An 18,600-nucleotide genomic window follows, 5' to 3' on the forward strand; every position below is an offset into this window, starting at 1 on the left:
TGCCGGTCCGCGTGGCCGGCGCCCGATCGCACAGTCGGAACCATAAAGAGAAAAATTTTTTAGGTGACGGGCAACCTCTTCAACCCCAACCCGTCGCCATGATTGAAAGGAAGCCATTATGGCTAAGTTCACCCAGGATGAGCTGCTGGAAGCCTTCGGTGAGATGACCCTCGTCGAGCTCTCCGAGTTCGTGAAGGCCTTCGAGGAGAAGTTCGACGTTGAGGCTGCCGCCCCGGCCGCCGCCGTCATCGCCGCCCCGGCCGCCGGCGCTGCTGCCGAGGAAGAGGAGAAGACCGAGTTCGACGTCGTCCTCTCCGCCGTCGGTGACAAGAAGATCCAGGTCATCAAGGCCGTCAAGGCCATCACCGGTGCCGGCCTGGCTGACGCCAAGGGCATGGTTGACGGTGCTCCGACCACCATCCTCGAGAAGGCCAAGAAGGAAGACGCCGAGAAGGCGAAGTCCCAGCTGGAAGAGGCTGGCGCCACCGTCGAGCTCAAGTGATTGTCGCGGCTTGAAGCCGCACATCATCGCTCTACCTAGCGCAGGAAACCCCGCATCCGCTTCGTGCCGATGCGGGGTTTTTAGTTGATTCATGGGTGGATACTGCATCAAATGCGGCAAATGCCGGTGCGGCATGACACAATAAGAAATAGTGTGTGGATGCAGTCCATGCCTGCGCATACCCGTACGTGCCTGCACGAGCGTGCCTGTGGACGTGATTTAGGCGTGTGCGCCAACGCATGTGCCGTGAAGATGCAAGAGGAAAGGAAGGCCGACACCGTGAGTGACCATACGACGAGCCAGTGGCGGGTGAAGGTCAGTGGCGGCACCCAGGTCGGCGTCCGCCCGGGAGAGAGCCTGGAAATCGGCCGTAAGCCGTTGCGTCCGTTGCCGGATACCGGCGTCGCGCGCCTTGAGGTGGAGGATTCGGCCAAGTCCATGTCGAAGCGGCACGCGCTGCTCACCGTCACCGCCGAGGGTGACGCGCTGCTGCGTGATCTCAATTCCACGAACGGCTCCTATGTCGTCAACCCCGATGGCGAGCTGATGCGTCTTCCTGCGGGGCGCGACTTCCCGCTGCCGACGTCTCCGATCCGTCTGCAGTTCGGTGACGTGCCGGTCGATTTCGTGCGCGTCGACAAGCCCGAACCTGCGGTCAAGCCGTTCACGCCGCATGTGCCGAATCTGTTCGACTATTCGTCGCCGACGGCCACGCATCAGGAGCCTGATGCGGCCGATATGTCCGTTGCGGACATTCTTGATCTGCGTGCCGGCGAGCCGACCGCGGTGTTCGATGCGCAGTCCGCGCGTCCGGCCGCGCCGCTGACGCCGCTCAAGTCGTTGGCCGGTGTCGGTCCGGAGCATGACGAGCCTGTTCAGCATGCTCCGTCCGATGCGTCCTCCTCGTCAGCCTCCGATGACGAGCCTGCGTCCGATTTCCATATCGATATCGATTTTCCGACGATCGCGTCCGGTCCGGTGATCGCACCCGCATCCGGTGACGGCGACGCCAGTGACGCCGGGATGCCGCCGCGCCCACGGCCGAGAGCGGCGTCGCGTCCGCCTCCACGCCCGAGACGCCTTCCCTGTCCGATCAGGACGACGACCATGCCTCCGATTCGATGCCGCTGCGGTTGGGCGACGCACACGGCGGATCCGCGCCCCGCGATCTCTTCGCCGATGCCCGCGGCGTGGAACATGCCGTGGAACAGCCTGCGGATGCTCCGGAGACCTTCCCCACGCAGGACAATACGATGCCGCTGGAGAATCAGGTGGCAAGCCAGGTGGTCAATCAGGTGGTGAACCAGAACGTCGTCGCTGACAACGCCTCCACCTTCGAGCCGGAGCCGGGCTCCGTGTTCGAAAAGGTCTCCAACGGAGACTTCGACCGCCCGCAGCCGCGCATCATCGAGGCCGGTGGATACACCTCCGAGGACGCCCGGCACACCACCGACATGACCAAGCAGTTCGAGATGGCCCGTCACCGTGAACTGCTGCCGTTCCTTGCGATGAACCCCGCCCTCTACGACGACCTGTACGCATGGCTTGCGGCGCAGGGCAACAGCGATATCGACGAGGCACTCGCACACAACGCGGGCTATCAGGATTACCGTGAAGCGGTAGGAAAGTGAGCGCACGATGAGCACACAGCTGACGCTTGACCGTCTGCAGGAGTGGCACGACAAATACCGTGCCTCCCTGGTGCCCTCCCCGCTGGAAAACATCAACCAGCTCGCGGCGCAGCTCGACCTGACCCATGCGCATCCCTCCGGCATCGCGCAGCTGTTCGCGTCCGGACACGTCACGCTCGAATCGCTGTTCCGCGACAACGGCATGCTGCGCGCCGCCGAGCGTCGTCTCGGCCGCGTGCTCGACGATCGCGCCGCGAAGAAGCGCGTCAGCGGCGTCGCCGAACTCTCGCTCGTCGTCGGCGTGGCCACGTGGAAGGGCAATGCCCTGCCCGTGCTGCTCTACCCGGTCTCCGCCGAGGCCAGCGATACGCTCGGCCATTCGTCGATCACCTTCACAGGCAACGTCGCGCTCAACGCGTCGTTCGTCTCCGTCATGCATTCGATCGGCGTCGATCTCGACGAGGACTATCTGTTCGACGGCTCCCACTACGCGTCCGGCACGCCGGAGACATCGGCCGTGTTCGCCGCGATCACCAGCCAGATCAAGTCGCGTATCGCCGACTTCTCGATCGAACGCCACATCATCCTCGGCTGCTTCATGGAGCCCGCCGCGCAGATCCTCACCGAGACCCAGCACATCATCGACGATCTCGGCGACGGCCCCAGCGGCAATACGCTGCTCGACGCGATCGCCGGCGATGAGGACGCCGCCAAGACGCTGCGCAATGCCGCCATCCCCGAATACAGTCCGTTCGATGCCGATCCGCACACCGAATACGAGATCGGCGACGTCGACAACACCGTGCGCTATGCCGCGCAATTGGCCGCATCCGGCCATTCGATCAGCGTGGATGGCGCGCTCGGGCGCGACACCGCCGAGCAGGCGGCCGCCATCGCCTCCCGTTGCGTGATGAACGGACGCTCCGTGCTGTACGTGCCGGGCGTCGCCGAGCAGAAGCGCCGCTTCACGCAGGTGATCCGATCGAACGAGATGCAGGGCATGCTGCTCGACATCGCCGACGAGAACGCGAACGCGAGCATCGACCGTCAGCTCATCACCGCCGTCGGATTCCAGGAGGGCGTCGCCACCCAGCATTTCGACCAGCTGGCAGACGAGCTGGTCGGCGTGCGATCCCGCCTGACCCGCTATCTGGGCGACCTGCACGGCGTGAGCGACAAGTGGGGCGTCTCCGCCTACCAGACCATTCAGAACCTCGCCGCGATCTCCATCGCACCGACCCATCCGGCCACGCGCGTGCGCCTGACCGAGGCGGCCGCGCGCGGCATCAGCGGCCATCTGGATGAGTGGACCGCCAAGCTGCAGCGCGCCGGCGAAGTCGGCGAGTACACGATCGGACCGGACGACACCGCCTGGTACAAGGCGTCCCTCACCAGCGAGAAGGATGCCGTCGCCACCTACCAGCGCGTCATGGATCTGCTGCAGAAGGTGCTGCCGGCCGTGCGCGAGCATGTCGCCTCCACGGTGCAGACCTGCGGATTCCCGGTGCCCGAGACCGCCCGCGACTGGGGGCTGCAGATCATCGTCCTGAAAAACCTGCGCCGCGTGCTCGACGTGTTCCAGCCGGAGATCTTCGAGCGTGACGTCGATTCGATGATCGAGGCCACCAAGTCGAAGGCCGACCGCAAGGCCGAAGGCACCACGATGGGCTTCTGGGAGCGCCGCCGCCATGCGCGCGAGGCCAAGTCCCTGCTGCGCGTCGGAGCCCAGGTCGAGGACATGCACGCCGCGCTCGTCATCGTCAAGAAGCAGGCCGAGCAGTGGCATTCCCTGGTGCCGCACGGCGGATGGCCGGTGCTGCCGCCCAAGCTCGACCAGATGATCGCCGCGCAGGAGACCATGGCGCAGGACATGGTCGCGCTCGACGCCGTGCTGAGCACCACGCCGGCCGGCGGCGAACTCGAGACCCGCAACTTCAACGACGTCGAGACGAGACTCAAGGCGCTGCTCGACGATCGCAAGGCTTTGGACACGCTGCCGGAGCGCTGCCGTCTCGAGAACGAGTTCCAGTCCGCGGGGCTCAACGATCTGGTCGCCGACTTCACGAACCGTCATATCTCCGGCGAGGCCGTCGGCGCCGAACTGCAGCTGGCCTGGTGGACCACCGTGTTCGAGGACATCGTGCGCTCCTCGCCGATCATCTCGAACCAGGATGGCTCCGTGCTGGCCAACGCCACCGAGCGGTTCGAGCAGGTCGACGTCGAGCATGTGCGCTCCGTCGGCCCGATGGTCGCCCAGGAGTCGATGCGTAGGCTGTGCGACATGCTGTTCGCCCGCACGCAGGAGGCGAATCTGCTGCACACGCAGCTCGCCGGCCGCGGACACGTCACGCTCGACCACATCCGTCGTGACCATCCGGCGATTCTGGCGGCCGCCAAGCCGATCCTCATGGCGACTCCGGACACGCTCGCCTCGCTCACGCATCCGCATCTGCTCGCCGACGTCGCCATCGTCGACGCCTGCGCGCACATTCCCGCGATCCAGCTGCTGAGCGTGCTGGTGCGCGTCAAGCAGGTCGTCGTCATCGCGCATCGCGGCACCGTCACCTGCCCGAGCCTGAAGCAGCTCATCGACATGCTGCCCGCCGTTGAGGTCGGCTCGCATCCGGTGCGTCGCGCGCCGCGTCTGACCGCGTTCCTCGAGACCGAGGGCTACGGCGCCGTGCGCTACGACGTGACGACCGAAGGTGCGGTCGGACGCGTGGCCTACCACAAGGTCGAGGCCAGCGGCACCCCGGTCTTCGCCAGTGGTCTGGTCGAATCCAGCCAGACGGAGATCGACGAGGTGGTGCGACTCATCACCGAGCGCGCCGCCAGCTTCACGATCGTGCCGGCGGGCTACATGCTCACCGTCGTGACGATGACCGAGGGATTCCGCGTCCGTCTCGGCTCCGAGCTGAAGGCCCTGGCCGGCAGGAACAAGTCGATGGGCAGCTTCCTGCGCCACGTGCGCATCGTCGGCATCCGTGAGGTCGCCGGAGCGCAGGCCACCGATGTGATCTTCTCGATGTGCTATGCGAAGACCGCGTACGGCAAGCTGCTGCAGCAGTTCGGCGCCATCGAGGAGCCGGGCGGCAGGAACCTGCTGCTCGACGCGCTGGCCCTCGCTGATCGCAACGTCGACATCGTCTCCGCGTTCACCTCGGACGAGATGCTCGACGAGCGCATCCACTCGGCCGGTCCGCAGCTGCTCAAGACCATGCTCAAATGGGCCGAGCAGCTCACCGACGACAACGTGCGTCCGAGCGAGACCCAGAGCGGCAACAACACGCTGTTCAACGATCTGGCCGATCGCATCCGCTCGCGTGGTCTCAAGGTGGCCATCGACTATGGCTTCGACAAGGGCCTCAAGATCCCGATGGTCGTGGGATTGAAGGACCAGCCGTATGCGCTGGCCGTGCTGACCGACGACGCCGGATACATGTCCATCCAATCCACGAGGGAGCGTCACCGCATGCTCGCGGCCGACCTCATGACCCTCGGCTGGTCGGTTACCACCGTGTGGAGCGTCGGCGCGTTCGTCAACCCGGAGAAGGAAGTCGATCGCATCGTCGCCAAGCTCGGCGAGATCTACCGGGAGATCAAGTGATGGCCGAATATTCCGCGCAGCGACGCACACCGCGCAAGCATAGGCGCGTCGTGCGGGAGGGCACCGAGCGCTTCGACGCCGACGGCGTCAAGCTGGAGCCCTCGGACATGATGACCGAGGGCCAGCGTGACGCCGACGACGACAAGCGGATCCTCGGGGAGCTGCCGCCTCACTGGGCGGTGTTCAACACCAACCAGTGAGGCGGCAGTGAGGGGCCCGTCTTTCGCCGCTTCACTGCTCCACCGCGACGATGGCACCGGCCTCGGCCGATTCCATGATGCGCAGCGCCGCATCCGGTTCCACCGCCACCTCGATCGTCGTGACGCCGGAATCCTCGGTGACGGCCCGTCCCATTATCAGCGCCTGATTCGTCAGCGTGCACAGTTCCGGCTGATCATCGGGCGAATCGAGGATGTCCGACTGCCCGGCGGCACAGCCGACCGCGGACACCAATGAGACCACGTCTCCCGGCAGCAGCATCGACACGTCATTGGAGACCTCCACCTCAAGGGCGCTGCGGCCTCGGGGAATCACCGGGGCGTCGCGGACAAGCGGGGCATACAGCGGCTGATTGGTGCCGATATCGACCTGAGCGACCAGACCGACCGCATCGTCGGTTCTTGTCATCGCTTCGGCGAAGGCCTGGGACGCGGGCACTTCGAGTATGGTCACGTCCTTGCGGCCGATGACGCTGCCGCGTTCGATCGAGCGGGACGCCACGACCACGGAGACGGTGGCGGTGACGGCCTTGAACGCGGACAGCGTGACGAACACGGCAAGCCCGACGCACAGCGCCGCGGCGAGCCGCACCAGACGCACGCGAATGCGGCGTCCGTACAGAGTGGGGCGCATAAGCCGCGCCCAGGGCGGGGTGTTCTTCGTCATACCCGCCATCGTCCGAGCGGCGTCGACTCCCCGTCAAGCCGAACGGACGATGTGGACGAAACCCCTCGGAGTCTTCACACAAGGCTTCGCGACAGGCGAAGCGAGGCGGCGATCACTTCTTGCCCGAGTCGGTGCGGTAGAAGCCGCTGCCCTTGAATTCGATCGGCACGGCGGAGAAGATCTTGCGCACCTGCTCCTCATGGCATTGGGGGCACACGGTGATCGGTGCGTCATCGAACGACTGGTGCTCGGTGAAATCGTATCCGCAGTTCTTGCAACGGTAATGATAGGTAGGCAACGTGATCCTCCTGAATAACTGAAATAGCAGCGTCTGGCATGACGGCGCGGATGGCGTCCGTCGCGTGCGATGGCAACCGTACATATCCTAATCGCCGTCCGGACGCGCATGGGCGTACGGTTTCACATGCAGTGAACCGATTTTCCTCCGGCTCCCCTTGCCAGGCGAGCTGGTCTGCGAGGCGGGGCTGAGGGGTAGTGCATTTGCATCACTCGTAGTACCTCAATCGAACAGCATGATCCCGCCCGGAGTGAGCGCTCCGTCCACCGGCAGATCATGCGCCTCACAGGGCAGCGGATCCGCGTCGAGGGCGCGCACCTCCCAATCCCAGCACACCGCAAGCACAGGGCAACCGGGGGAGCGGTATCCGAGCGCCCGGTCGTACCAGCCTCCGCCGCGGCCCAGCCGGGTGCCGCAGCGATCCACCGCCAGCGCCGGCACCAGCACCAGCGAGGCGTCTTCCAACGACTGCGGCGGCAGCGTCTCCCCCTCGGGCTCGTCGGGGCGATGATGCGTCGGCGAACCCGGCGCGTCCATACGGGCGAGCAGCCCGGTGGCGGCGAGCTCGCCCCAGCCTACGTCGAGCCCCGCGCCCAGTCGCGGCACGAGCACGCGGTATCCGGCCGAGAGCAGCGCGTCGAGCAGCGGCCTCGTCTCGATCTCCGACCCCATCGACACGTATGCGGCCACCGTCACGCTCGTATCCGGCCCCGCAGGTGCCGGCAGCGGCAGCCGATCGGCCAGTGCGGCGAGCCGTTCGCCCGCCGTCATGCGTGCGGCGGGATCCACCAGCTTGCGACGCGCGATCGCCTCGCGACGCAACGTCCGTTTGCTCTCCTCATTCATGCGTCACAGCATACGCATCCGTCGTTGCCCATCGATGTCGGAACGCGCGTCACTGAACGCGCGTTACCCCCGTGCGGTGGCACAATGGATCCGTGTCAGTATTCCAAACGCTCCGTGAAGTCTTCGCCCCGGAGGACCCGCACGCGATCCGCACCCCGATCACGCTCAGCGCACCGATGGGAGCGGTGCCGATCACGCTGCGCACGATGAGCCAGGACGATGCGGACGCATGGAACGAGGTGCGCTGGAGCAACGACGGCTGGCTGCGACCATGGGAATCGGGCGATCCGATGCATGGCCCGGGCATCACCTTCAACCAGTGGATAGCGGGCCAGCGGCGCAACGAGCAGCGCGGCGTCGGCATCGTATTCCTCATCGAGCTCAACATGCGCGTCGTCGGGCAGATCTCCCTCGGCGCCATCAACTACGGGGCGATGCGCACCGGCGTCGTCGGCTACTGGGTGTCGCAGGATCACGCGGGCCGCGGGATCGCCCCCACCGCGCTCGCGATGCTGGCCGACTGGGCGCTCGCCGACCCCACCGGGCCGCGTCTGCACCGTCTGGAGATTGCGATCCTGCCGGAGAACGAACGGTCGCTCGCCGTCGTGCGCAAGGTCGGCGCCCGGCATGAGGGATTGCGGCCGAACTACATGTACGTGGCCGGACGGTGGCGCACGCATGAGACGTTCTGTCTGCTGGCCGAGGATGTGGGTGAGGGGTTCGCCGCGCGACTGGTCTCTCGCTTCTCCCGCAAAGCGGCCTGATTCGTCCCTGATTCGTCCCTGATTCGTCCGATGGTGGTCGGATAATGGACAAGTTTGGGTGGATTTGGTGATGATCGTGTGATGTCCGTTCGGCGGGGCCGAGGATTCGATGCGAGGCGAGTCGCGGCGTCGCGTCGACCGACACGCCGAATTTCAATCTGGTGAATGTGACGGGCGTCTCCTATTGTATGTGCATATGGGTTACGAGCAGTTGAGCACCGTCATCGTGCTGATCATCGTACTCATAGGAGTCGTGGTCTGGCTGCCCATTCGTACGTCCAACAGCATGCGGCACGTGGAGGAACACCGGGATGATCGGTATTCGACGTCGCTGCATCTGGTCGACGAGCACAGCGGGACTCGATTCAGTGACGACACGACCTTTGCGAAAGGGGTACAGATGCAGCCGAGTGAGAGGCGCGCGAGCAAGCTCACCCCGGAACGTATAGCCGAGGTGCGGCGCTTGCGTCATGCCGCTGTCCGTCGTCGTCAGATGATCGTAGCCGCGTTGCTGGTGATCACCGTTGTCGTGCTGGTGCTCGCCGTCACGCTGCATTTCAGCACGCTGTTCGCATTGATTCCCGCCGCCCTGACCGCCGTTGTGCTGGCGTTGGGCGCGCATGCCGCAAGTCAGGCCCGCGCATGGGAGCGCAAGGTGGCCGAGGCGAAGGCCCGGGAACGCAAGTCGAAGGCCGCGCGCGCCAAGGCCCGGAAGGCTGCCCAGGCGCAGGCGGCCCAGGTCGGGTCTTCGCCGAGGGGCGAGTCCGCGGGGGATGCCGCTCCGACCGACGAGATGACCAGCCTTGAGATCCGCAGGGCGTTGCGTCAGGCGCAGATCGAGCAGAAGCGCGCGCTGGCCGAACGCGCCCGCAAGATCGCCGAGGCGCAGGCGCGTGTGGAGGCCGAGCAGGCCCGTCTGGCCGCGGCGCAGGCCGAGGCCGAGGCCCGCGCGGCCGCGCAGGCTCAGGCTGTTGCGCAGGCTCAGGCCGCTCAGGTTGCGCAGGCCGCCCAGGACCAGCAGACGTCCGCCGCGCCGGCTGCATCGCCGGAATCCTCCGCCCCGCAGACGCAGTCCGCGTCCAATGTCGGTGCTCCCGTCATGGTCGCACCTCAGCAGGCGGTCTCCGGTGCCACCGGTTCCCCGGTCGTCTCGAAGAACACGTCGAAGACGAAGGATGCGGCTGCCTCGCAGTCGGATGCCTCCGACCACACCACCGAACTTGCCGAGGTGCATCCCGCCCGTGCGCTGGACGCCTATGACATGGCCACGAGTCAGGACCTCATCTCCTTCTCGCTGGGCGAGGCGCGTAACGTCGAGGCCGAGTCGGTGGCTCCGGAGAGCCGCGAGATCAAGTCGATGCGCCAGGTCGCCAAGGCCGAGCCGGTCGACGCCGAGCGCGAGCGCGAGCTCGCCGAGGAGGCCAAGGTCGAGACCGCGCCGGCGCGTCAGGCCGATGCCCATGTTGAGCATGAGGGCCAGCAGCCGGCTGAGGCGACTCAGTCGGCCGAACCGGTCGCCGAGACGAACGGCGTCGGCGCGAACGAGTCCGATGCCGGCATGAGCGATGTCGAGGCGTTCCACGAGTCCGAGGAGCAGGCGAAGGTCGCGGTGCCCGCGGCCACCTCCGATTCGCTGGGTAACAACCTTGCCGCCATCCTCGCGCGTCGTGGAGCGTGAGGATGGCGTCGGTGAACCGGCTGGACCGGTCGCGGTCTTTTCTCTCACAGCGTTAGCACTCGAGTTGGCAGAGTGCTAAAAAGCGCGCTACCATGTGAACCAGTGCTTGGGATCGCGCAAGTGATCGTCAGCCTCTTGGGCAGTCCTGGCGCAGAGACATCGAACTACGAGAAATACGAGGTGACCCACAGTGTCGATTAAGCTCACACCGCTGGAAGACAAGATCATCGTCAAGCAGGCCGAGGCCGAGACCCAGACCGCGTCCGGTCTGTACATCCCGGACAACGCCAAGGAGAAGCCGCAGCAGGGCGAAGTCCTGGCCGTCGGCCCGGGCCGTCGTGACGACAAGGGCGAGCGCATCCCGGTCGACGTCAAGGTCGGCGACAAGGTGCTGTACTCCAAGTACGGCGGCACCGAGGTGCACTACGAGGGTGAGGACTACCTCATCATCGGTGCTCGCGATGTCCTCGCCATCCTCGGCTGAGATCCAAGCCTCACGGACATATCGGGAAACCCCGTACGCCATCAGCGTACGGGGTTTCCCGTCTTTTCCGCTAGACTGTGCGCGTAGAGGGAACTCATCACATTCGTTGAAGTGAGGCATCATGGCGATCGCACCCGAGTCCGCAGGCATCGATGAGATCGCGCGCGTCCCCGCCCGCATCGCCGATGAACTGGAACGGGCGCTGTCATGTTCCCGAGAGGTCGTCGACCTCGCCGTCACCACGTTCGCGGCCGGCGGACATCTGCTGCTCGAGGACGTGCCCGGAGTCGGCAAGACCACGCTGGCGCGCGCCCTCGCCCAGGCCGTCGGCGGACAGGTGCGCCGCATCCAGTTCACTCCGGACATGCTGCCCAGCGACCTGACCGGCGTGAACGTCTGGTCTCAGGCCGAGAACCGCTTCGTCTTCCATCACGGTCCGCTGTTCGCCAACGTCGTCATCGCCGACGAGATCAATCGCGCGAACCCCAAGACCCAATCCGCCATGCTGGAGGCGATGGGTGAGGGCAGCGTCAGCGTCGACGGCGTCTCCTACGACCTGCCCGACCCGTATTTTGTCGTAGCCACGCAGAACCCGATCGAACTGGAGGGCACGTATCCGCTGCCTGAAGCACAGCTGGACCGTTTCATGGCGTGCACGAGCTTCGGATACCCCAGTGCCGAGGCCGAGTCCCACATGCTCACCGCGGCGGACTGGTCGCACCCGTTGGGCCGCGTCGAGCAGGTCTGCAGCCCGGACATCGCCATCCGCATCCGTAGCGCGGCGCGGCGCGTCACCATCGCCGAGCCGGTCGCCGACTATATCGTCGCCCTGACTCGTGCCACGCGCGAGCATGACGGCGTGAGGTACGGCGCATCCCCGCGAGCCAGTCTGTTCCTTGGGGCCATGGCGCGTGCCCGCGCGATGTTCGATGGGCGCTCCTACGTGCTGCCGGACGATGTGCAGCAGCTGGCAGTGCCCGTACTCGCGCACCGTCTCGTCCTCGACGATGCAGGCTATGGCAGCGAGACGCTTGCCACGGCCCGTGCGATGATCGCCGAACTCGTGCGTACCGTTCCCGTGCCCAGGGTGTAGACGCATGGCCGGTGCAACGGGGATGTCGACGAAGATGTCGGCGACGAGGTCTCAATCGACGGCGGCGTCCGCGACGGCGTCGGCCTCCGCGTCGCCGTCACCCCGATTGCGCAGGCACGGGCTGATCCGCCCTGCCCTGCCCATGCTGTGGCTGGTCCTGATCGGCGGTGTCCTGTGCTACATGGGGATGCTGCTCGACGAACGGACCCTGATGGCGGCTGCCGTCGCGTTGTGCGCCATGACCGTCGTGTCCCTGATCGGCGCGCTCGCGCAATGGCTATGGGGATTCCCCGCCGGCGAGCGAACCGTCACCGCGCAGTACGAGCGTCTTGATCATCACGGCAATGTGGTCTCTCATGTGATCGGCGAGCTTCCCGACCGGCGCGGTCTCTACCGCACGCACAGCGTCGTCGTGCGCTGGTACTCGCCGTTCGGCCTGTTCGCCGCAAGCAAGGTGGAAAAGGCGGCGGGAGAGACCCTGATCCTGCCCGATGACGAACGGTCCGTTCCCGCGGACGCGGCACGGGCGATCGGCAGACGCGTGGCGGGGTTGGCGCAATCCGAACAGATGGGCAGCGTGCGTGGCTATACGCCCGGAGATCCGATCAAGCTCATCTCCTGGAAGCACACCGCACGACGCGGCAAACTGATGACCCGTGAGACCGGCCGGGATGAGCGTGCCACGTTGCTACTGGCCGTGAACACGCGCGGTGCCGACGGTCTGGACGCCGAGCGCATGGACAGTGAGGTCGCGGCATTGGTGCCGTTCCTTGCAGGTATGGGACCGGGTATGGTGCCGGGTGCCGTGTCCGGTGCCGGCATGCGCGTGGTCGTCACCGACGGCGTCACCTTCCATGAGGGGGAATCCGCGGCAAGACGGTTTCTTGCCGCTGTATGCGTAGATGGCGATGCCGCTTGCGCACCCACCGATACCGCTTGTGCGGCAGGGGTCAGTAGATTCGCCCAGAATCAGAGCGGCCCCGTCACGGTCGTGATCTGCGATGCCAGTGATTCCAAGGGTTTTGAGCATGCGCTGGAATCCACGCCGTTCGCCGATCGGCTCCGGATACTGACCCCCATGCGTCAGGCGACGGAACGATTCGCGCAAACAGTGCTTTCCAGCAGTGCACAGATGCCCTCATCGACTGCGCAGGCGGCACCGCGAACCGTGCAAACGCCGGTTCGGATCGCGCAGACATTCGCCCGGATCGGGCGTCTGACAGACAAGGTGCGCTCGATGGAGGCCGGCCCGATACTGCCGATCGCAATCTGCGCGCTGATGCTGCTCACCGTCTTCGCCCTCACCCTCAAAGGCCTGAGCGGTCTCGTCTCGCCGAGCGGAGCATGGATCTGGTTCGCGGGCGCGCTGCTGGCCGTCGCATCCATCGAGGCAAGCATCCCATGGAGCGTATTGCGGGCGCGGAGCGCGCGGGACGGCACATGGCGCAGCCGCCTCCGTCTCGAGCTGATCCGTATAGGTGCGTACACGCTGCTGACGGCGCTGGTCACCGCGATCCTGCTCGTCGTCCGTCTGCACGATCTCACCGGCGAATGGCCGTTCAGTCGGGAGCAGGGTATCGGCGGCAGCTGGGCGATGGTCAAATACTCCGTCCTCGGAGGATTCAACGAACTGAACCTGCAGCTGCCGCCGCTCAAGGTCAGCATCCTCGGCGACATATTCCTCATCCTCGTCGTGGCCATCTCGGCCATCGTCATCCGCTGCCTGCTGACCGTCAGAGCCCTCATGCCGGCGATGGGCCTGCTGGCCGTCACGGCGCTCGCCGCCGACTATGCGATCGTCGGACACGTGACGCCATGGTGGCAGATCGCCGTGCTCGTCATGGCGTTTGCGATGGGCGTGTGGGCGCTTCGCCCGCGCCGGATGCGTCCGCCTGCGGCGATCGTCGCATCCATCGTGGTCGTCGCCATCACCTTGGCCGGCGGACCGAGCGCCGAGACGCTCGCCTATGACGTGCCATTGTCGATCGGCGAAGGCGGCGGCATGTTCACGTCGAACACCGTCAGCCCGATGATCGACCTCAAACGCAATATCGCGGCCGGCTCCGACACCACCGTGCTGCGCTACCGCTCCTACCGGCGCATGTACCTGCGCATGACCACGCTCGACCAGTTCGACGGCGACACGTGGGGCTACAACAAGGATCTCGCCCTCGACGCGGGACTCTACGGCGCCGGCATCCAGCTCGGGCGGAACGCGTCGGACGATCTGCGCATCGAGCAGCGCCGGGTGAACTCACCGCTGGCCGCATACATGCAGCTGCTCGGCTACTTCGGCTACGACGTGGCCGGCGTCAGCCAGGACACGCTCGAACGGTTCATGGGGTATGCGCGGGTGCGTGTCGACACGCTCAGATCCCGGTTCCTACCGATGCCGGGATTGACCACCGACGTCGACGGACTCGGCTCCGACTGGCTCAAGTATCAGGACGGCAGCGTCTACAACCGGTCCGGATCCACCTCCTCGGACACCGCGTACACCGCATCCGGCTCCTATATCGACCCGATCCGCTCGTCCTCCGGGTTCAGCGAGCTCAACGTCATCGACGACACCGTCGCCAAGCTGAACAGCCAGAACGCGAACGAGGAGGCCAATACGCAGCAGTGGCTTCAGGCGCGCAGCGCCCTGCCGGGAGCCGGTCTGGGCGAGATCCGGCAGGACAGCGTGCTCATCCACGCCACCATCGGCTCCGATGGCGTGGTGCGTGGGCCGAACGACTGGGAGCTCGGCAGGGTGAGCACCTACGACATAGTTTGGGGCGCCGATGCGGGCCCGAACGGTCAGGACGGTCAAAGCGGTCAGGACGGTCAGGACGGCGACGGCCACACCGTCATCGGCGGCGCCGGCCGTCCCAGTGACATCACCTTCAACTCCACCGTCATCGAACAGCTGGGCATCGGCGAGGACGGCGTCATGCTCGGTTTCTCCGACGACGGCAGGAGCGTGACCATCGCCATGCCGATCAAGCCGCTCGATATCGGCACGATATGGAGCGACGAAACCAGCGAATACTATTCCTCGGGCGAGGACGGGCTGTCCCAGTGGATGGGGGAGACCTCCCAGCTGCTGGCGTCGATGGGTCTGAACAACATCAACGGCCGCTCGGAGAGCGGCCGTGCCGACGCCACCAACCGCATGCTCAGGTGGATTCGCGACGCCGTCAAAGAGTCCGATGAGCGGGCGCACTCCTCCCAGTACACTTCGTTGCCGAAGAGTCTGCCCGCCAATGTGAAGGCGATCATCGCTCAGGCGCAGGCCGCCGGAATCCCGATCAAGGGCTCCGGCTACGACAACCAGATTCGCGTCATGCGCTGGCTCGTCGACTACTTCACCAGCGCCGACAACCACTTCACCTACTCGCTCGACGCGCCCGACGGCGACGGCCGGTCGAACATGGAGGTCATCAACGATTTCCTCGACCCGGACTCCGGCCATGCCGGCTACTGCCAGCACTACGCCTCCGCGCTTGCGGTGCTGGCGCGTGCGATGGGCGTGCCCACCCGCATCGTCCTCGGCTACAACTCCGGTTCCGACGACGAGAAGGACGCCGACGGCTATATTGCGGTCAAGTCCCGCCAGCTGCACGCGTGGGTCGAGGCCTACCTTGACGGCGTCGGCTGGGTTCCGTTCGATGTGACTCCCGCCAGCGAGCAGAACGGCACGCTCGGTGATGCGGCGTCCGCGACCACGCAGCAGTCTCAGTCCACCGATTCCTCCGATCAGGCCACCACCGACACGCAGTCCGATCAGAGTGATGCGAACGATTCCTCCTCCCAGTCGTCCTCCGATTCCGCCTCGTCCGATTCCTCGCAGGAGGTCGATGATCAGACGGGAGAGCAGACGGGCACGCGGGGGAAGGCCTCCTCTTCCTCAGCCGCCGAGAAGTCCATATGGTCGCGGGCGTCCGCGTGGTTCGGCTCCCTGCCGATGTGGGGGCGTGCGTTGTTCGGCACGGGAGGCGCCGTGGCGCTGATCATGCTGCTTGTGTTCGCGCCCCGTGGCGTGCGCTGGTGGCGGCGCCGGCGGTGCATCGCTTTGACGCGCGCGTCCGCTGAGCAGCCGGATGACGCGGCGTTGCGCGCCCGCGCGTGGCGTGCGGCGTGGGAGCAGCTCAAACGCGAGGGGCGGCGCCGTGGCGTGCGCTGGTCCCCGTCCGACACGGACATGGCGATCGCCGCCCGCATCGCCGATGCGTATGGGCAGCGGTCCAGTGAGCGACGGCCGGATGGCAGTGCGAATGGCGGCACCTCCGTAGGCGTGGCCGGTGATGCGCCGGCCGGCGTCTCAGACGACACGCCGAAGACCGTCCTTCGCGTATCCCGAAACGCCGCCGCGGCCGCTTTCGGCGGTGAGACCGAACACGTCGGGAGGCTCCCGCATGATCTCCGACGCCTGTTCACGGCGCCGCGACACGCCGATGGGCGATGATTCCCGGTCCGATTTCAGCTGCTCATGAGGCGCGCATGAGGCCTCGAAACCCTGTTTTAAGGCCTCGCGACACGCCGATGGACGCTTTTCGCCGAAAATTCATCTTTCGTTGGAATTCCAACGATTTGAGGATGTCAAAATGATGTTTTTGAACCTGATTTGCCGACACCGACTTGCGCGCCCGGAAATCCCATGGCATGATGTTCGAGTTGCCTGACGAGGTCAAAACAAACAAGACCTCCGAGAGTGACGACTGGCGGGTTTCCCAAGCGGTCAAAGGGAGCTGACTGTAAATCAGCCGCTTCGTGCTTCATAGGTTCGAATCCTATACCCGCCACGCCCCGATAGCTCAGTGGTAGAGCACTTCCTTGGTAAGGAAGAGGTCGTGAGTCCAATTCTCACTCGGGGCTCTCTGGCGGGGTAGCTCAGCTGGCTAGAGCGTACGACTCATAATCGTAAGGTCAAGAGTTCGAGCCTCTTCCTCGCTACAAATGCGCCCGTCGGCTGACGGGCGTTCCTTTTAGACTACAGAGGTGAATGAACATGGCTAAGAGCGCCGACATCCGTCCCGGCATCACGCTGGCATGCACCGAGTGCAAGGAGCGTAACTACATCACGACGAAGAACCGTCGTAACACGCCCGATCGCCTCGAGCTGAAGAAGTTCTGCCCGCGCTGCGGCAAGCAGACCGTGCACCGCGAGACCCGCTGAGCACGCTAAGGCTTTCCCAAGGAACCCGGCCCCAACAGGCCGGGTTCCTTGCGTTGTATGGGCGGTCGTCTCATTCACGTTCGCAACCAACGAGTGGAAGGGGCGGTCCATGCGCGCGACCGTAGGCTTGGCCGAACGGCCTTGAGTGTGTCGAGTCGCATGGACCGCCCCTTCCACGGTCCGCGGGGTTGTCCGTGATTCCCAAGCCGCCCCGCGTGTTCACGAAACCATAAGTACGATAGTCAGTTATGACCAGCTTTGCAGAGATCACCACGATCGGAGTGGGCGGGCACATCGCCCGTTTCGTAGAGCCGACCACCCGCGTCGGCGTCATCGAGGCCGTTGAGGAGACCGATTCCAAGGGACTGCCGCTGTGCGTCATCGGCGGTGGCTCCAACATGCTCGTTTCCGATGAGCCGTTCGAAGGCGTCGTCGTGCGCGACGCTCGCCGGCGCATCACCGTGCCTGACGAGGCCGCGCCCGTCGAGGGGGAGGACCGCACCGTCCATGTCAACGCGGAGGCCGGTGCCAACTGGGACGATTTCGTGGCGTTCACCGTTTCGCTCGGCCTCGAGGGCGTCGAGGGCCTGTCCGGCATCCCCGGCACGGTCGGCGCCTGCGTGGTGCAGAACATCGGCGCATACGGTCAGGAGGTCGCGACCTGCGTCGAATCGGTCGAGGTGTGGGACCGCGAGACCAAGACCACCTGCGAGCTCACGCCTGAGAACCTTCACTTCGGATACCGCTCCTCGGCGCTCAAGACGAGCATGTATGCCGCGCCGGCGACGCCCGCCGACCGGTTCTTCCCCACGCCACGCTACGTGGTGCTGTCCGTCACGTTCGCGCTCAGGCATTCGGCGAACGGCACGGTCGGTTTCGGACAGCTCGCCAAGGCGCTCGGCGTCGACGTGGGGGCGCGGATGAGGACGACCGCGATCCGCGACGCCGTGCTCGCCGTGCGCGCCTCCAAGGGCATGCTCGAGGATCCGACCCGATATGTCGAGACGGCCATGATCGGCACCAAGCGCGAGGAGAACATCATCGCCGACCTGAGGCGTCTCGCTGACGGCGCCGCGTCAGACGGCCATGCCGGCCGGGACCACTCCGGACTGCCCGCGGCCGACTACGACCGCCACAGCTGCGGCTCGTTCTTCATGAATCCGATACTGACGCCCGAGGAGGCCGCGAAGCTGCCCGAGGACGCGCCGCGGTTCGCGGCGACGCTGCCCGACGGGGGCGAAGGCGTCAAGACCTCCGCCGCGTGGCTCATTGATCACGCCGGATTCCACAAGGGATTCGCGCTCGCCGGCGCATCCGGGAGGGACGGCGTCCCCGCCAGCCTGTCCACGCGGCACACGCTGGCGCTGACCAATCGTGGCGACGCCTCCTCGGATGACATTGTCGCCCTCGCCAAGGCCGTGCAGGCGGGCGTCAGGGAGCGTTTCGGCGTCGCGCTGGTTCCGGAGCCGGTGTGCGTGGGCATCGATCTGCGCCCGTGACATCGTGATCGTCCGTGGATCGTCCGCGAACGCTCCGTGGACGCTCACGGACGATCGCCGTCGTCCAGCATCCGGAAGGCTTGACACATTCTCGTAACGTTGTCTTCCGTAATGAGCGGTTTTCGGCCTATACTCTCTACTCGAACAAATTCTGG

The 18,600-nt window shown here is 65.7% G+C and carries 15 protein-coding genes and 3 tRNA genes; 15 read left to right on the forward strand and 3 right to left on the reverse strand.

The window, feature by feature from the left end; translation table 11 throughout:
* The first annotated feature begins 118 nt into the window (after window positions 1-118).
* From rplL to BW11_RS02695, 5 genes are all read left to right on the forward strand, one after another.
* Window positions 119-502: a 50S ribosomal protein L7/L12 gene (gene rplL / locus BW11_RS02675; protein ID WP_043164607.1), complete on the forward strand. Its 384-nt coding sequence runs from the start codon at window positions 119-121 to the stop codon at window positions 500-502.
* A 279-nt stretch (window positions 503-781) separates the two neighbouring features.
* Entirely contained in the window at window positions 782-1,804 is a 1,023-nt protein-coding gene (locus tag BW11_RS12020; protein WP_375137623.1) for an FHA domain-containing protein, read from the forward strand.
* Window positions 1,756-2,133, forward strand: coding sequence for a hypothetical protein (locus BW11_RS02685; RefSeq protein ID WP_375137624.1), 378 nt, complete (start codon window positions 1,756-1,758; stop codon window positions 2,131-2,133). The genes BW11_RS12020 and BW11_RS02685 overlap by 49 nt, the downstream gene beginning before the upstream one ends.
* A 7-nt stretch (window positions 2,134-2,140) precedes the next feature.
* A complete protein-coding gene (locus BW11_RS02690) occupies window positions 2,141-5,740 on the forward strand; it encodes a helicase (RefSeq protein ID WP_140444536.1) in 3,600 nt (1,199 codons plus the stop codon).
* A complete protein-coding gene (locus BW11_RS02695) occupies window positions 5,740-5,940 on the forward strand; it encodes a hypothetical protein (RefSeq protein ID WP_043164604.1) in 201 nt (66 codons plus the stop codon). Before BW11_RS02690 ends, BW11_RS02695 begins: the two co-directional genes overlap by 1 nt.
* 31 nt (window positions 5,941-5,971) lie before the next feature.
* Here the strand turns inward: BW11_RS02695 and BW11_RS02700 are convergent, their stop codons facing one another.
* The 3 genes from BW11_RS02700 to BW11_RS02710 form a co-directional block, all read right to left on the reverse strand.
* A complete protein-coding gene (locus tag BW11_RS02700; protein WP_181162457.1) occupies window positions 5,972-6,625 on the reverse strand; it encodes an SAF domain-containing protein in 654 nt (217 codons plus the stop codon).
* A gap of 112 nt (window positions 6,626-6,737) precedes the next feature.
* A complete protein-coding gene (locus tag BW11_RS02705) occupies window positions 6,738-6,923 on the reverse strand; it encodes an FmdB family zinc ribbon protein (protein ID WP_107043970.1) in 186 nt (61 codons plus the stop codon).
* 222 nt (window positions 6,924-7,145) lie between these two features.
* Complete coding sequence (locus BW11_RS02710) at window positions 7,146-7,769, reverse strand: 5-formyltetrahydrofolate cyclo-ligase (protein ID WP_140476341.1); 624 nt, start codon at window positions 7,767-7,769, stop codon at window positions 7,146-7,148.
* A gap of 92 nt (window positions 7,770-7,861) precedes the next feature.
* Between BW11_RS02710 and BW11_RS02715 the strand changes: the two genes are divergently transcribed.
* From BW11_RS02715 to BW11_RS02760, 10 genes are all read left to right on the forward strand, one after another.
* Entirely contained in the window at window positions 7,862-8,533 is a 672-nt protein-coding gene (locus tag BW11_RS02715; protein WP_258184500.1) for a GNAT family N-acetyltransferase, read from the forward strand.
* A gap of 196 nt (window positions 8,534-8,729) precedes the next feature.
* Window positions 8,730-10,211, forward strand: a complete 1,482-nt coding sequence (locus BW11_RS02720) for a hypothetical protein (RefSeq protein WP_140444524.1) — start codon at window positions 8,730-8,732, stop codon at window positions 10,209-10,211.
* Window positions 10,212-10,401: 190 nt separating this feature from the next.
* Window positions 10,402-10,695, forward strand: coding sequence for a co-chaperone GroES (gene groES / locus BW11_RS02725; protein ID WP_034527158.1), 294 nt, complete (start codon window positions 10,402-10,404; stop codon window positions 10,693-10,695).
* Window positions 10,696-10,816: 121 nt separating this feature from the next.
* Entirely contained in the window at window positions 10,817-11,788 is a 972-nt protein-coding gene (locus tag BW11_RS02730; RefSeq protein ID WP_140444523.1) for a MoxR family ATPase, read from the forward strand.
* Between the two features lie 142 nt (window positions 11,789-11,930).
* Complete coding sequence (locus BW11_RS02735; RefSeq protein WP_181162455.1) at window positions 11,931-16,235, forward strand: transglutaminase domain-containing protein; 4,305 nt, start codon at window positions 11,931-11,933, stop codon at window positions 16,233-16,235.
* A gap of 255 nt (window positions 16,236-16,490) precedes the next feature.
* Window positions 16,491-16,572 (forward strand) — tRNA-Tyr (locus BW11_RS02740).
* 1 nt (window position 16,573) lies between these two features.
* A tRNA-Thr gene (locus tag BW11_RS02745) sits at window positions 16,574-16,645 on the forward strand.
* Between the two features lie 4 nt (window positions 16,646-16,649).
* A tRNA-Met gene (locus tag BW11_RS02750) sits at window positions 16,650-16,723 on the forward strand.
* Window positions 16,724-16,778: 55 nt separating this feature from the next.
* Window positions 16,779-16,946 (forward strand): 50S ribosomal protein L33, encoded by a 168-nt coding sequence (gene rpmG, locus BW11_RS02755; RefSeq protein ID WP_007053013.1) that lies wholly within the window; start codon window positions 16,779-16,781, stop codon window positions 16,944-16,946.
* Between the two features lie 248 nt (window positions 16,947-17,194).
* A complete protein-coding gene (locus BW11_RS02760; RefSeq protein WP_140444521.1) occupies window positions 17,195-18,445 on the forward strand; it encodes a UDP-N-acetylmuramate dehydrogenase in 1,251 nt (416 codons plus the stop codon).
* Window positions 18,446-18,600 lie beyond the last annotated feature (155 nt).

It is taken from the genome of Bifidobacterium sp. UTCIF-38 (genome assembly GCF_006454495.1).
Taxonomy (GTDB): Bacteria; Actinomycetota; Actinomycetes; order Actinomycetales; family Bifidobacteriaceae; genus Bifidobacterium; species Bifidobacterium callitrichos.

Coding starts and splice junctions, on each gene's coding strand:
- BW11_RS02710 (WP_140476341.1), bottom strand. CDS start 7,769: ATGAATGAGGAGAGCAAACGGACGTTGCGTCGCGAGGCGATCGCGCGT.
- rplL (WP_043164607.1), top strand. CDS start 119: ATGGCTAAGTTCACCCAGGATGAGCTGCTGGAAGCCTTCGGTGAGATG.
- rpmG (WP_007053013.1), top strand. CDS start 16,779: ATGGCTAAGAGCGCCGACATCCGTCCCGGCATCACGCTGGCATGCACC.
- BW11_RS02700 (WP_181162457.1), bottom strand. CDS start 6,625: ATGACGAAGAACACCCCGCCCTGGGCGCGGCTTATGCGCCCCACTCTG.
- BW11_RS02685 (WP_375137624.1), top strand. CDS start 1,756: ATGCCGCTGGAGAATCAGGTGGCAAGCCAGGTGGTCAATCAGGTGGTG.
- BW11_RS02690 (WP_140444536.1), top strand. CDS start 2,141: ATGAGCACACAGCTGACGCTTGACCGTCTGCAGGAGTGGCACGACAAA.
- BW11_RS02720 (WP_140444524.1), top strand. CDS start 8,730: ATGGGTTACGAGCAGTTGAGCACCGTCATCGTGCTGATCATCGTACTC.
- BW11_RS02695 (WP_043164604.1), top strand. CDS start 5,740: ATGGCCGAATATTCCGCGCAGCGACGCACACCGCGCAAGCATAGGCGC.
- BW11_RS02730 (WP_140444523.1), top strand. CDS start 10,817: ATGGCGATCGCACCCGAGTCCGCAGGCATCGATGAGATCGCGCGCGTC.
- BW11_RS02735 (WP_181162455.1), top strand. CDS start 11,931: ATGCTGTGGCTGGTCCTGATCGGCGGTGTCCTGTGCTACATGGGGATG.
- BW11_RS02760 (WP_140444521.1), top strand. CDS start 17,195: ATGACCAGCTTTGCAGAGATCACCACGATCGGAGTGGGCGGGCACATC.